The 13,268-nt window shown below is 75.3% G+C and carries 14 protein-coding genes and 1 pseudogene; 10 read left to right on the forward strand and 5 right to left on the reverse strand.

The features are described from left to right. The first annotated feature begins 127 nt into the window (after positions 1–127). The 8 genes from ACYVJ4_RS09790 (at position 128) to ahcY (ending at position 7,279) form a co-directional block, all read left to right on the forward strand. The gene (locus ACYVJ4_RS09790; RefSeq protein ID WP_460459940.1) at positions 128–487 is read left to right on the forward strand and encodes a DUF3499 domain-containing protein; all 360 of its coding nucleotides are present in this window, start codon (positions 128–130) and stop codon (positions 485–487) included. 151 nt (positions 488–638) lie between these two features. Beyond that, positions 639–884: a hypothetical protein gene (locus ACYVJ4_RS09795; protein WP_460459941.1), complete on the forward strand. Its 246-nt coding sequence runs from the start codon at positions 639–641 to the stop codon at positions 882–884. A 50-nt stretch (positions 885–934) separates the two neighbouring features. Then, positions 935–2,347 (forward strand): phosphomannomutase/phosphoglucomutase, encoded by a 1,413-nt coding sequence (locus ACYVJ4_RS09800; protein WP_460459942.1) that lies wholly within the window; start codon positions 935–937, stop codon positions 2,345–2,347. Positions 2,348–2,410: 63 nt separating this feature from the next. Next, positions 2,411–2,617 (forward strand): Trm112 family protein, encoded by a 207-nt coding sequence (locus ACYVJ4_RS09805; RefSeq protein ID WP_460459943.1) that lies wholly within the window; start codon positions 2,411–2,413, stop codon positions 2,615–2,617. Positions 2,618–2,674: 57 nt separating this feature from the next. Next, positions 2,675–3,841, forward strand: coding sequence for an SIS domain-containing protein (locus tag ACYVJ4_RS09810; protein ID WP_460459944.1), 1,167 nt, complete (start codon positions 2,675–2,677; stop codon positions 3,839–3,841). 35 nt (positions 3,842–3,876) lie between these two features. Beyond that, positions 3,877–4,830, forward strand: a complete 954-nt coding sequence (locus ACYVJ4_RS09815) for a cation diffusion facilitator family transporter (protein ID WP_460459945.1) — start codon at positions 3,877–3,879, stop codon at positions 4,828–4,830. 10 nt (positions 4,831–4,840) lie between these two features. Further along, positions 4,841–5,749, forward strand: coding sequence for an N-acetyl-1-D-myo-inositol-2-amino-2-deoxy-alpha-D-glucopyranoside deacetylase (mshB, locus tag ACYVJ4_RS09820; RefSeq protein WP_460459946.1), 909 nt, complete (start codon positions 4,841–4,843; stop codon positions 5,747–5,749). Positions 5,750–5,842: 93 nt separating this feature from the next. Beyond that, positions 5,843–7,279, forward strand: a complete 1,437-nt coding sequence (gene ahcY / locus ACYVJ4_RS09825) for an adenosylhomocysteinase (protein WP_460459947.1) — start codon at positions 5,843–5,845, stop codon at positions 7,277–7,279. A 72-nt stretch (positions 7,280–7,351) separates the two neighbouring features. Here ahcY and ACYVJ4_RS09830 read toward each other — a convergent pair whose 3' ends face one another. Then, positions 7,352–8,167, reverse strand: coding sequence for an RDD family protein (locus ACYVJ4_RS09830; RefSeq protein ID WP_460459948.1), 816 nt, complete (start codon positions 8,165–8,167; stop codon positions 7,352–7,354). A gap of 60 nt (positions 8,168–8,227) precedes the next feature. Between ACYVJ4_RS09830 and ACYVJ4_RS09835 the strand changes: the two genes are divergently transcribed. Beyond that, complete coding sequence (locus tag ACYVJ4_RS09835) at positions 8,228–9,223, forward strand: stage II sporulation protein M (RefSeq protein WP_460459949.1); 996 nt, start codon at positions 8,228–8,230, stop codon at positions 9,221–9,223. A gap of 17 nt (positions 9,224–9,240) precedes the next feature. On the opposite strand, the gene ACYVJ4_RS09840 is transcribed toward ACYVJ4_RS09835, so the two are convergent. After that, positions 9,241–10,206, reverse strand: coding sequence for a Vgb family protein (locus tag ACYVJ4_RS09840; RefSeq protein ID WP_460459950.1), 966 nt, complete (start codon positions 10,204–10,206; stop codon positions 9,241–9,243). Between the two features lie 78 nt (positions 10,207–10,284). Between ACYVJ4_RS09840 and ACYVJ4_RS09845 the strand changes: the two genes are divergently transcribed. Continuing rightward, positions 10,285–10,767, forward strand: coding sequence for a MarR family winged helix-turn-helix transcriptional regulator (locus ACYVJ4_RS09845; protein WP_460459951.1), 483 nt, complete (start codon positions 10,285–10,287; stop codon positions 10,765–10,767). Here ACYVJ4_RS09845 and ACYVJ4_RS09850 read toward each other — a convergent pair. The 3 genes and pseudogenes from ACYVJ4_RS09850 to ACYVJ4_RS09860 all read right to left on the reverse strand — a co-directional run. Continuing rightward, complete coding sequence (locus ACYVJ4_RS09850) at positions 10,734–12,029, reverse strand: DUF58 domain-containing protein (RefSeq protein WP_460459952.1); 1,296 nt, start codon at positions 12,027–12,029, stop codon at positions 10,734–10,736. The two genes, ACYVJ4_RS09845 and ACYVJ4_RS09850, sit on opposite strands and share 34 nt — an antisense overlap. A gap of 46 nt (positions 12,030–12,075) precedes the next feature. Then, on the reverse strand, positions 12,076–13,077 hold the full coding sequence (locus tag ACYVJ4_RS09855; protein ID WP_460459953.1) for an AAA family ATPase: 1,002 nt from the start codon (positions 13,075–13,077) through the stop codon (positions 12,076–12,078). Then, a pseudogene (locus tag ACYVJ4_RS09860) lies at positions 13,074–13,268 on the reverse strand (DUF4350 domain-containing protein); the annotation flags it as partial. The pseudogene ACYVJ4_RS09860 and the gene ACYVJ4_RS09855, both read right to left, overlap by 4 nt.

Genomic DNA, 13,268 nt, shown 5'->3' on the forward strand with positions numbered 1-13,268 from the left:
CGCGGCGGCCGGGCGGCGGGCCCGGGCGACGCCGGGCCGTCGGCGGGGGAGGACCGGCGCAGCACCGGCCCAGTCTAGGCCGCGCGCCTCCCCGGCGCCGTCGGCACGGGGAGGTAGCGTCGCCCCCGTGAACCCCCTGCGTCGCTGCACCCGTACGGCGTGCACCCGCGCCGCGGTCGCGACGCTGACCTACGTCTACGCCGACTCCACCGCGGTGCTCGGCCCGCTCGCCACCTACGCCGAGCCGCACTGCTACGACCTGTGCGCCGAGCACGCCGAGCGGCTCACCGCCCCGCGCGGGTGGGAGGTCATGCGCCTGGCGCCCGAGGCCGAGCTGGCCGGGCCGAGCGACGACGACCTGCTGGCCCTGGCCGACGCGGTGCGCGAGGCCGCCCGCCCGGTGGCCCGCCCGGCGTCCGAGGCGCGGGCGGTCGAGGTCGGCCGACGTGGTCACCTGCGCGTGCTGCGCGACTCCGAGCAGGCGTGACTCCCGGGGTCTGAGTGGCGCGGGTGACGTGCGTGATGCATGTCCGATATGTCGCGACACGCCCACCGCTCAAGGAAATCATCCGGATGGCCGAACCAGGTCTGGTCGCCGCGCACCGCGGCCACCCACCCGCTCCGGAAGGTCACCGCTCATGGCTCGCTCCGCCGCCGCCCGTCCGTCCCTCCCGCTCGGCTCCCTGACCCAGCGCGAGGCGCGCACCACGGCCGCCTGCGGGTCCTGCGGCTCCGTCCGCCTGACCACGCTCTCGATGCACCTCACCGACGGCACCCCGGTCGACTTCGCTTCCTGCCGCATCTGCGGCCACAAGTCGTGGAGCCACGAGGGCGTCGAGCTCACCGTCACCGAGGTCATCGACCGCACCCGCAAGGTCTCCTGACCCGCAGCACCACCCCCGCTCGGCGCATCCCGCGCCACTACGCTGCTCGGGTGCGAGACCTGAGCAGCGTGGTCAAGGCCTACGACGTCCGCGGCGTCGTCCCCGACGACCTGGACGCCGACGTCGTCCGAGCCTTGGGGGCGGCCTTCGCCGCCGTGGTCGCCGACGACGGCGAGGGACCCGTGGTCGTGGCGCACGACATGCGCCCCTCCTCGCCCGAGCTCGTGGCGGCCTTCGCCGAGGGCGTCACCTCGCAGGGCCGCGACGTCACCCTGGTCGGGCTGGCGTCCACCGACGGCCTCTACTACGCCTCGGGCGCGCTCGGCGCCCCCGGCGCCATGTTCACCGCCAGCCACAACCCCGCGCAGTACAACGGCATCAAGCTGTGCCGCAGCGGCGCCCGCCCGGTCGGGCAGGACACCGGCCTGGACGACGTCCGCCGCCGGGCCGAGCAGCACCTGGCCGAGGGCGGGGCCGCACCGGTCGACGCGCCCGGCAGCACCACCGAGCGCGACGTCCTGGCCGACTACGCCCGCCACCTGCGCGGGCTCGTCGACCTGCGCGGCAGCCGGCCGCTGACCGTCGTCGTCGACGCCGGCAACGGCATGGCCGGCCACACCGTCCCGGCGGTGCTCGGCACCGAGGCCGGCCTCGAGGCGCTGCCGCTCACCGTCGTCCCGCTCTACTTCGAGCTCGACGGCACCTTCCCGAACCACGAGGCCAACCCGCTCGAGCCGGCCAACCTGCGCGACCTGCAGGCCGCCGTCGTCGAGCACGGCGCCGACCTCGGCCTGGCCTTCGACGGCGACGCCGACCGGTGCTTCGTCGTCGACGAGCGCGGCGAGCCGGTCAGCCCGAGCGCGGTCACCGCGCTGGTCGCCGCCCGCGAGATCGCCAAGGACCTCGAGGCCGGCGGCGAGCCGACGGTGATCCACAACCTCATCACCTCGCGCGCCGTGCCCGAGGTCGTCGCCGAGCGCGGCGCCACCGCCGTGCGCACCCGCGTCGGCCACTCCTTCATCAAGGCCGAGATGGCCCGGCACGACGCGGTCTTCGGCGGCGAGCACTCGGCGCACTACTACTTCCGCGACTTCTGGTTCGCCGACACCGGGATGCTCGCGGCGATGCACGTGCTGGCCGCCCTCGGCGAGCAGCCCCGGCCGCTGAGCGAGCTCGCCGCCGCCTACGAGCGGTACGTCGCCTCGGGCGAGATCAACAGCACCGTCGCCGACGCCGCCGACCGCACCGAGGCCGTGCGGGCCGCCTTCGCCGGCGCCGACGTCGCCGAGGACCGCCTCGACGGCCTCACCCTCACCTGCGACGGGCCCGACGGGCGCCCCGGCTGGTGGCTGAACCTGCGCGCCAGCAACACCGAGCCGTTGCTGCGCCTGAACGTCGAGGCCCACGACGACGCGACGATGCAGGACGTCCGCGACCGGGCCCTGGCCATCATCCGGGCCTGACCTGGCAGGCTGTCCCCCGACGTGCGCACGACCCCGAACCACCCTGCAGCCCCGGAGGCACCCGTGAGCGACAGCCGGCCCGCCAGCATCGAGCCCTGGCTGCGCGAGATCCTGCGCTGCCCGAAGTGCCACGGCGAGCTGCGCGACGACACCGGCCCGGACGGCGGTCCCGAGCTGGTGTGCACCAACGCCTCGTGCGGCCTGGCCTACCGGGTCGACGACGGCATCCCGGTGATGCTCGTCGACGAGGCGCGCGCACCCCAGGGCTGATCGCGGGCTGATCCGGGCCCAGACACCGAGGTCGGACACGGCGGCAGGGAGCGAGACGTGGACGAGGACCTGCTGGACGACGGCGAGGCCATCGCCGCGGCCGACCCCTCCGGCGTGCTGCGCGCCCTGGCCACGGCCGGCGCCCAGGTGCGCGAGGCGGCGGTGCGCGGCGACGAGGCCGGCGTGCGGTCGATCGGCGACGGCGACCGTCCGCGCTCGGTGCTGGTCGCCTCGCTCGGCGGCTCGGCGATGGTGGCCGACGTCCTGGCCCTGCTGGCCGGGGCCGGCTCGCCCGTGCCGGTGACGGTGCGCCGCGGCGTGCCGCTGCCGGGCTGGGTCGGTCCGCTCGACCTCGTCGTCGCGGTCTCGTTGTCGGGCCGGGCCGGCGGACCGCTCGCGCTGGCCGCCGAGGCCGGACGTCGCGGGGCCCGGCTGCTCACGGTCGGCGCCGCCGACTCGCCGCTCGCCGCCGTCTGCGCGCAGGCGCGCGGCACGCACGTGCCGGTCGAGCGACCGCACGAGCCCGGTCGCGCGCCGGCCGGTGCGTCGTCCCGCACCTCGTTCTGGTCGCTGCTCGTCCCGGTGCTGCAGGGCGCCGACGCGCTCGGCGTCGTGGACGTCGACGACGCGCTGCTGGCCCGGCTGGCCGACCGGCTGGACGCCGAGGCGGAGGCCGCGCGGCCGTCGTCCGAGTCGTTCGTCAACCCGGCCAAGGTTCTGGCGCTGCAGCTCGCGGGCTCCGTGCCCGTGGTGCTCGGCGACGGGCCGGTGACCGGCGTCGCCGCCCAGCGCGCCGCGGCCATGCTGGCCCGCACGGCGCGCACGCCCGCGGTCCACGGCTCGCTGCCGGACGACGCGAGCGAGGTCGTGGCGACGTTCGACGGCCCGTTCACGGCCGCGAGCGACGACGTCTTCGCCGACCCCTTCCTCGACGGGCCGGCGAGCCCCGGGCTGCGGCTGCTGATGCTGCGCGAGCCGGCGCCGGTGCCCGGCCGCGACGAGCAGGACGCGTTCGAGGCCGCGGCGCTCGCCGACCGCGTGCGCGGGCTGGCCGAGGACGTCGGCGTGGCCGTCACCGAGGTCGCGGCCGAGGCCGGGCACCCGCTCGAGCGGCTGGCCGGTCTGGTGGCGCGCACGGACTTCGCCGCGGTCTACCTCGCGCTGGCCCTCGGTCTCGACCCCGGCCTGTCGCCGCACGTCGCCGACCTGCGCGACGCCCGCTGAGCGCCGGCTGAGCGGGGGCTGGCTAGGCTGGCCCGATGGCAGCTGGAGGCGGCACCACCGCGATCGTGGCGGCGCTCGCCGCGAACCTCGGCATCGCGGTCACCAAGTTCGTGGCGTTCCTGCTGACCCGGTCCAGCTCGATGCTGGCCGAGGCGATCCACTCGCTCGCCGACTCGGGCAACCAGGTGCTGCTGCTGGTCGGCGGCAAGCGGGCCCAGCGGCAGGCGACCCCGCAGCACCCGTTCGGCTACGGCCGCGAGCGCTACGTCTACGGGTTCGTCGTCTCGATCGTGCTGTTCACGGTCGGCGGCCTGTTCGCGCTCTACGAGGCGTGGCACAAGTGGCACGACCCGCACGGGATCCACGCGTGGCAGTGGGTGCCGGTGGCCGTGCTCGTGGCCGCGATCGGCATGGAGGGCTTCTCGTTCCGGACGGCGGTCCGCGAGTCCAACCACGTGCGCGGGCAGCGCTCGTGGAAGGACTTCGTGCGCACCGCCAAGGCGCCCGAGCTGCCGGTGATCCTGCTGGAGGACCTCGCGGCGCTCGTCGGCCTGGTGCTCGCGCTGTTCGGCGTCGTCATGACGCTGCTGACCGACGACGGCCGCTGGGACGCGGTCGGCACCGCCATGATCGGCCTGCTGCTCGTCGTGGTGGCCGCGGTGCTCGCGGTCGAGATGAAGTCGCTGCTGCTCGGCGAGGGCGCCACCCCCGAGAACGTGCGGGCCGTCGAGGCGGCGCTGGTGGGCGACGGGGTCACCTCGGTCATCCACATGAAGACGCTGCACCTCGGGCCCGAGGAGCTGCTGGTGGCCGCCAAGATCGCGGTTCCGGCCACGGACTCGGCGGCCGACGTCGCCGACGCCATCGACGGCGCCGAGCGCCGGGTGCGCGCGGCGGTGCCGATCGCGCGCGTCATCTACCTCGAGCCGGACGTGCGACGACCGGCCGCGCAGCAGCCGCCCGAAGGAGCTGTCGGACGGCCGAACTAGGCTCGTCCGCATGACCGACCAGCGCATCCTGCTCGTCCACGCCCACCCCGACGACGAGTCCATCGGCCAGGGCGCCACCATGGCGCGCTACGTGGCGGAGGGGCGCGGCGTCACCCTGGTCACCTGCACCGCCGGCGAGATGGGCGAGGTGCTGGTGCCCGAGCTCGAGCACCTCGCGGCCGACCGCGACGACGCGCTCGGCGAGCACCGGCGCGGCGAGCTGGCCGACGCGATGCGCGAGCTCGGGGTCACCGACCACCGCTTCCTCGGCGGCTTCGGCCGCTACCGCGACTCGGGCATGAAGTGGCACGACGACGGCTACGCGATCGCGGCCGACGACGTCCACGAGAACGCGTTCTGGAACGCCGACCTGACCGAGGCGGCCACGCTGCTCGCCGAGGTCGTGCGCGAGGTGCGCCCGCAGGTGCTGGTCACCTACGACCAGTTCGGCGGCTACGGCCACCCCGACCACGTGCAGGCGCACCGCGTGGCGATGTACGGCGCGCAGCTCGCCGCCGTCCCGTCCTACCGGCGCGACCTGGGCGAGGCGTGGGACGTGCCGAAGATCTACTGGGGCGCGATGAGCGAGAGCCGGCTGCGCGAGGGGCTGCGCCGGCTGCGCGCGGCAGGCGACACCACGACCTTCGAGGGCATGGATCCCGACGGGCCGCTGCCGCCGTTCGTGACGCCGGACGCCGACCTGTCGGCGGTCGTCGAGGCGGGCGAGCACGCGGCCGCCAAGATCGCCGCCATGAAGGCGCACCGCACCCAGATCACCGCCGACGGGCCGTTCTTCACCCAGGCCAGCGGCACCGACGCCGACGTGTGGGGCAGCGAGTTCTTCCGCCTGGCCAAGGGGCAGCAGGGGCCGACGCGGTCCGACGGTCTCGAGACCGACCTGTTCGCCGGCCTGGGCTAGACTGGACGGCGTTCCGGCGTCGGTGATGCCGCAGGCCCAGAGGGGCTGCGCCGGCTCCCTACCGGAGCGATCCCCCGACCAGGAAGGTCTGCCATGACGTTCGACCACCAGGTGCGCGACCTCGGCCTCGCCGAGTCCGGCCGCCACCAGATCCGCCTCGCCGAGCACGAGATGCCCGGCCTGATGGCGCTGCGCGCCGAGCACGGCGAGAGCAAGCCGCTCGCCGGCGCCCGCATCGCCGGCTCGCTGCACATGACCGTGCAGACCGCCGTCCTCATCGAGACCCTCGTGGCGCTCGGCGCCGAGGTGCGCTGGGCCTCGTGCAACATCTTCTCGACCCAGGACGAGGCGGCCGCGGCCGTCGTCGTCGGCCCCGACGGCACCGTCGACGAGCCGCGCGGCGTGCCGGTGTTCGCCTGGAAGGGCGAGACCCTCGAGGAGTACTGGGACTGCACGGTCAAGATCTTGTCCTGGCCGGGCGGCGAGGGCCCGAACATGATCCTGGACGACGGCGGCGACGCCACGCTGCTCGTGCACAAGGGCAAGGAGTTCGAGGGGGCGGGCGCCGTCCCGGCCACCACGGACGAGGACAGCGAGGAGTACCGCGTCATCCTCGACGTGCTGCGCCGCACGCTGGCCGAGGACCCGCAGAAGTGGACCACGATCGCGGCCGGCATCAAGGGCGTGACCGAGGAAACCACGACGGGCGTCCACCGCCTGTACGAGTTCGCGCAGGACGGCACGCTGCTGTTCCCGGCGATCAACGTCAACGACTCGGTCACCAAGTCCAAGTTCGACAACAAGTACGGCACCCGGCACTCGCTGGTCGACGGCATCAACCGCGCCACCGACGTGCTGATCGGCGGCAAGGTCGCCGTGGTGGCGGGCTACGGCGACGTGGGCAAGGGCTGCGCCGAGTCGCTGCGCGGCCAGGGCGCTCGCGTCATCGTCACCGAGGTCGACCCGATCTGCGCGCTGCAGGCCGCGATGGACGGCTACCAGGTCGCCACGATGGAGGACGTCGTCGGCGTGGCCGACATCTTCGTCACCGCCACCGGCTGCTTCGACGTCATCACGGCCGAGCACATGCGCTCGATGAAGCACCAGGCGATCGTCGGCAACATCGGCCACTTCGACAACGAGATCGACATGGCCGGCCTGGCCCGCACCCCGGGCGTGACCAAGACCGAGATCAAGCCGCAGGTGCACGAGTGGACGTTCGAGGACGGCCGCTCGATCATCGTGCTGAGCGAGGGCCGGCTGCTGAACCTCGGCAACGCCACGGGCCACCCGAGCTTCGTCATGAGCAACTCGTTCGCGAACCAGACGATCGCCCAGGTCGAGCTGTTCACCAAGACCGACGAGTACCCGCTCGGCGTGCACGTGCTGCCCAAGCACCTGGACGAGAAGGTCGCCCGCCTGCACCTCGACGCGCTCGGCGTGCACCTGACCGAGCTCAGCAAGCAGCAGGCCGAGTACCTCGGCATCGCGGTCGAAGGCCCCTACAAGGCGGACCACTACCGCTACTGAGCCCCCGGGCTCGACCTGCAAGACCAGCACGACCCGCTCGACCCGCTCGACACCGGTGCGCCGGCCCTGCTCTCAGGGTCGGCGCACCTGTGCGAGGGCGGCGTCCACGGCGTCGACGCCGGCCAGCTGCCGGCGGCGGTGCTGCTCGCGCGCCAGCCGGTCGACGTCGCGACGGCGGCGCTCGGCCAGGACGGCGGCCAGGAACGGCTCGTCCGGCGTGCCGGGCGGGGGAGCGGGCGCCACGTGCGGACGCACCGCGCCGGCGAGCTGCACGGCCATCGCGGCGCGAGCCTGCGGGTGCATGCCCTGCGCGCGGCCGAGGAACTGCCGCACGTGCAGCGCGAGCCCGTCCGGCAGCCGGCCGATGTCGGCGGTGGCGGCCCACGGCGCGAGCTGCGGGGGCAGCAGCGCCATCAGCGAGGTCTGCGCCGTGGCCCGCTCGCGCACGACGTAGGTGCCGGCCGCGAGGTCGCCCAGCCGCTTGCCGCGGTCGTTCAGCAGCGAGGCCAGCAGCGCCGGCACGCCCCACAGCACCCAGAGCTCGACGAACCCGACCAGCCCGCGCACCAGCGCGTGCCGCAACCGGATCGGCCCCCCGTCGTCCCGCACCGCCCGCAGGCCCATGACCAGCTTGCCCAGCGTGCGACCGCGGGTCAGCGTCTCGACGAGCACCGGCACGCCGACGGCCACGCCGACGAAGACGACCAGGCTCAGCGCGGCGGCGGCGGCGCCGTCCAGGCTGGTCGTCAGGCGCAGGCTGACCACGAACGTGGTGATCAGCACCGCGAGCTCGGCGGCCAGGTCGATCGCCCCGGAGACGGCGCGCGAGGCGAACGTCGCCGGCCGGACGTCGAGCAGCACCGCCTCGCCGGTCACCACCTCGTCCATGCCCGTGAGGGTAGTGGCGCTGCGCGGACGGCGAGGCTCCCGGCCAACTAGGCTCGCCGCGTGGACCTGGACGCCTACGTCAGCGCGCACCGCGAGGAGTGGGCGCGGCTGGGCGAGCTCAGCGGACGGCGGCGGCTCACCGGCGCCGAGGCCGACGAGCTCGTCGAGCTCTACCAGCGCGTCGGCACCCAGCTGTCCGTCGTCCGGTCGGCCGCTCCCGACCCGGCGCTGGTCGCCCGGCTGTCGGCGCTGGTCACCCGGGCGCGGGCCGCCGCGACCGGCAGCCACGAGGCCGCCTGGCGCGACCTCGCCCGGTTCTTCACGGTCTCGTTCCCCGCGGCGCTCTACCGCACCCGCCGGTGGTGGGCGCTGACGGCGCTGGCCAGCCTGCTCGTGGCGCTCGCCATGGGCTGGTGGGTCGCCACGCACCCGGAGGTGCAGGCGTCGGTCGCGTCCGACGAGCAGATCCGCCAGCTGGTCGAGAACGACTTCGAGAGCTACTACTCCGAGTACGCCGCGAGCTCGTTCGCCGCGCAGGTCTGGACCAACAACGCCTGGATCGCCGCGCTGTGCATCGCCACCGGGGTGCTGGGGCTGCCGGTGCTGTGGGTCGTGGCGCAGAACGCCGCCAACGTCGGCCTGGTCGGCGGCCTGATGGCCTCGCGCGACCGGCTGGACCTGTTCTTCGGCTTGATCCTGCCGCACGGGCTGCTCGAGCTGACCGCGGTGTTCGTGGCTGCCGGCGTCGGGCTGCGGCTGTTCTGGTCGTGGGTCGAGCCGGGGGCGCGCACCCGCGCGCGGGCGCTCGGCGAGGAGGGCCGGGCCGCCGTGGGGATCGCCATGGGGCTGGTGCTCGTGCTCGCGGTGTCGGGCGTGATCGAGGCCTTCGTGACGCCGTCGCCGTTGCCGACGTGGGCCCGCGTCGGCATCGGCGTGCTGGCCGAGGCGGCCTTCCTGACCTACGTGTTCACGCTCGGCCGCTGGGCGGTGCAGCGCGGCGAGATCGGCGACCTCGAGGAGCGCTACGCCGGCGCCGCCCTGCCGACGTCCGCCTGAGCCGGGGCAGGGCCGGCTCAGGGCGACGGCGGCAGGTCTGCAGCGTCGACCCGCACCAGGTCGGTGCCCAGGAAGTCGGCCGTCCAGACCTGCCCGGCGTCGGCGTCCACGACGAACGGGTTCGCGACGCCGGACGGCCACGTGCCGGTGACCTGGTCGGTGGCGGCGTCCAGGCGCACCAGGCGCCCGTCCTTGAGGCCGACCCAGACCGATCCGCCGTCGGCGTCGCCGTCCAGCGGGTTCGGGCCGACGGGCACGGTGCGGACGACGGTGCGGCGGCGGGTGTCGACGTGGCTGACCGAGCCGGCGGTGCCGTTCATGACCCACAGGTCGTCACCGGAGGCCGCCGTCCACCCTGCACCGGGCGCGGTCTCGACCCGGTCGGTGACCTTCGAGGTGCTCGGGTCGATGCGCACGACCTCGGTCGTGCCGAGCCCGGTCCACACCGCGCCACCGGCGAAGACGATCCCGACCGGGTTGCCGCCGGTGCGGACGACGGTGCGCCGGTTGGTGCGGGCGTCGACCCGCGACACGGTGCCCTCGAGGTTGTCGCTGACCCACGCCGCGCCCGCGCCGAACGTGACGTCGTACGGCGAGGCCCCGGTCTTGACGGTGGCCAGCACGCGGCCGGTGCGCTCGTCGACGCGGGTCAGCTCGGACGAGCCGTAGTCCTCGACCCAGACCGAGCCGGCGCCCCGGGCCAGCCCGCACGGCTGCGACCCGACGTCGGTGGTGCTGACCACCGTGCCGCTGGCCCGGTCGACGGCCACCAGGGTGCCGTCGGAGTAGCTGCTGACCCACACCCGGTCGGGCGCGACGAGGACGCCGCACGGCTTGCTCCCCACCCGGATCCGTTGGGCGACAAGGCTCTGCGCCGACGGGGACGGCGTCGAGGAGGTCGCGGGCGCGGGGTCGCCCGAGCAGGCGGCCAGCCCGAGACCGGCGGCGACGAGGAGGGCGGCGGTGCGGGTGCGCGGGCTCATGCGCCGGAAGATAGTTCATGCAGGAACTAGTTTACCAGCCTCCGACACCACATCGTGACCTCGCCGTAGGCTGCACTCGTGGCGGGACGGTTGCAGCGACGCGGGCCTCTGCTGCTCAGCTACGCCGTCGACCAGCAGGTGCGCGAGCTGCTCGAGCTGACCTTCGGCGACGCGCCCCTGACGCCGCCGGAGTTCGCGGTCTACAGCGTGCTGAACCTCAGCGGGCCGACCACGCCGTCCGAGCTCGCGCTCGACCTCGGGATGGGCCGGTCGACGCTGTCGAACTGGTTGCGGCGCATGGACTCCCGCGGTCATCTGCGCCGGCGGCGCAACCCCGACGACGGTCGCTCGCAGCTCGTGCAGCTGACCCCGGCCGGACGGCGGCTGACCGAGCGCTGCTTCCCGGCGTTCTCGCTCGCGGTCGAGACGTTCCGCGAGGCGCTGGACGTCGACGAGCACGTCCTGCTCGACACGCTCGAGGCCATGAGCACCGCGCTGGGCACCGCCGTCGAGCGGCTGGCCGAGGGTCAGAGCCGGCCGGCGGCCTTGAGCGCCAGGTAGCGGTCGGCCAGCCGCGGCGGCAGGTCGTCGGGCGCGGCGTCGACCACCTCCGCGCCGGACCGCGCCAGCAGCCGCGCCAGCCGGTCGCGCTCGAGCCCGACGCGCTCGGCCGCCGCGGCGTCGTACACGTCCTCGGCGCTCTCGCGGGTGCGGCGCATGCGGTCCAGCTCGGGGTCGGCGACCGACGCCACGACCACCTGGTGCCGCCGGGTCAGCTGGCCCAGCACGGGCAGCAGGCCCTCCTCCACCGCCGCGGTGTCGAGCGTGGTGAGCAGCACGACGAGCGCGCGCTGGCTCAGCCGGCTGGTCACCGCGCCGACCGCCACCGACCAGTCGGTCTCGACCAGCTCGGCCTCCAGCGGCGCCATCGCCGTCACGAGCGAGGAGAGCAGCGACGCCCCGCTCGCCCCCTCGACCCGCGCGCGCACCCGCCGGTCGACGGCCACCAGGTCGACCCGGTCGCCGGCCCGGCTGGCCAGCGCCGCGAGCAGCAGCGCGGCCTCCATCGCGGCGTCCAGGCGTGGCGCGTCGCCGACGCGGGCGGCCGCGGTGCGCGAGGTGTCGAGCACCAGGAGCACCCGCCGGTCGCGCTCGGGCCGCCACGTCCGCACGACGACCTGGCGCCGCCGGGCGGTGGCCCGCCAGTCGATGCTGCGGACGTCGTCGCCCGGAACGTAGTCGCGCAGCGAGTCGAACTCGGTGCCCTGCCCGCGCACGTTGACGCTCGAGCGGCCGTCGATCTCGCGCAGCCGGGCCAGCCGGCTCGGCAGGTGCTTGCGCGAGGCGAACGGCGGCAGCACACGCAACCGTCCGGGCACGGCCACCGACCGCTGCCGGCCGGCCACGCCGAGCGGTCCGAGCGAGCGCAGCGTGACGCGGTCGGCCTGGCGGTCGCCGCGCCGCACCGGTCGCAGGGCCGTCGTCAGCCGCCGCCGCTCGCCGCCGGGGAGCACCAGCCGGTGCCGCACGCCGTCCGCCCCGGCCGACGGCTGCCAGGCGTCGCGGACGACGGCCCGCACCCGCCGACGTCCGGTGTTGTCGAGCACGAGGGTGCTGGACGTCCGCTCGCCCAGCCGCACCGAGCCACCGGGCGTGCGGGTGATGCGCACGCCCCGCGGGCTGCCGGCCACGGCGAGGTCGACGGCCACGGCGGCCGCCACGACCAGCAGCCAGACGCCGACGCCCGCCCACGACGGCTGCACCAGCCCGGCCCAGACCACGCCGAGCAGGGCGAGCAGCGCGGCGCGCCCGGTCAGCGCCACGCGACCTCCCGCACCACCGAGCTCGGCGCCGTGCGCCGCGCTGGGCTCACCGCGGCACCGGCACCGCGGCCAGGACGCCGTCCAGCACCGCGTCGACGCTCACGCCCTCGAGCTCGGCCTCGGGCCGCAGCTGCACGCGGTGGCGCAGCGTGGCCCCGGCGAGCGCCTTGACGTCGTCCGGCGAGACGTAGTCGCGCCCGGCCAGCCAGGCCCAGGCGCGGCTGGACGCGAGCAGCGCGGTGGCCCCGCGGGGCGAGACCCCGAGCTGCAGGGACGGCGAGACGCGGGTGGCGCGCGCGATGTCGACGACGTACCCGAGCACCTCGGGCGCGACGTGCAGCGTGCGCACCGCCGCGGACCCGGCGGCCAGGTGCTCGGCGGTCGCGACGGCCCGCACGCCCGCGGCGGCGAGGTCGCGCGGGTCGAAGCCGTCGGCGTGCCGCTGCAGCACCGCCACCTCGTCCTCGCGCGGCGGCACCGGCAGCTGCAGCTTGAGCAGGAACCGGTCGAGCTGGGCCTCGGGCAGCGGGTAGGTGCCCTCGTACTCCACCGGGTTCTGCGTGGCGCACACGACGAACGGCGAGGGCAGCGGCCGGGGCGTGCCGTCGACGCTCACCTGCCGCTCCTCCATGGCCTCCAGCAGCGAGGCCTGCGTCTTCGGCGGCGTCCGGTTGATCTCGTCGGCGAGCAGCAGGTGGGTGAAGACCGGCCCCTCGCGGAACGAGAACTCCGCCGTCCGCGCGTCGTAGACCAACGAGCCCGTGACGTCGCCCGGCATGAGGTCGGGCGTGAACTGCACGCGCGTCGTGCGCAGGTCGAGGGCCGCCGCGAGCGCGCGCACCAGCAGGGTCTTGGCGACGCCGGGCACGCCCTCGAGCAGCACGTGCCCGCGCGCGAGCAGGGCGATGACCAGGCCGGTGACCGCGGCGTCCTGGCCGACGACGGCCTTGGCCACCTCGGTGCGCACCGCCTGCAGGGCCGCGCGGGCGTCGTCCGCGGCGGCGTCGGGCCTGGAGCCGGGCGGGGTGTCGGCGGGGGAGTCGGTCACGAGTGGTGAACCTCCGTCTCGAGGGCGTCCAGGTGGCGGGCGAGCAGGACCAGAGCAGGGTCGTCGGCGGGGTCGGGGCCGACGAGCAGCGCGTCGACCTCGGCGGCCGGGCGGCCGGTGGCGGTCGCGACGGCGGCGACCACCTCGGTGACCGGGGCGGTGCGGGCCAGGCCGAGCCGCACCGCGAGCCG

The sequence above is a fragment of the Angustibacter peucedani genome (assembly GCF_054779595.1).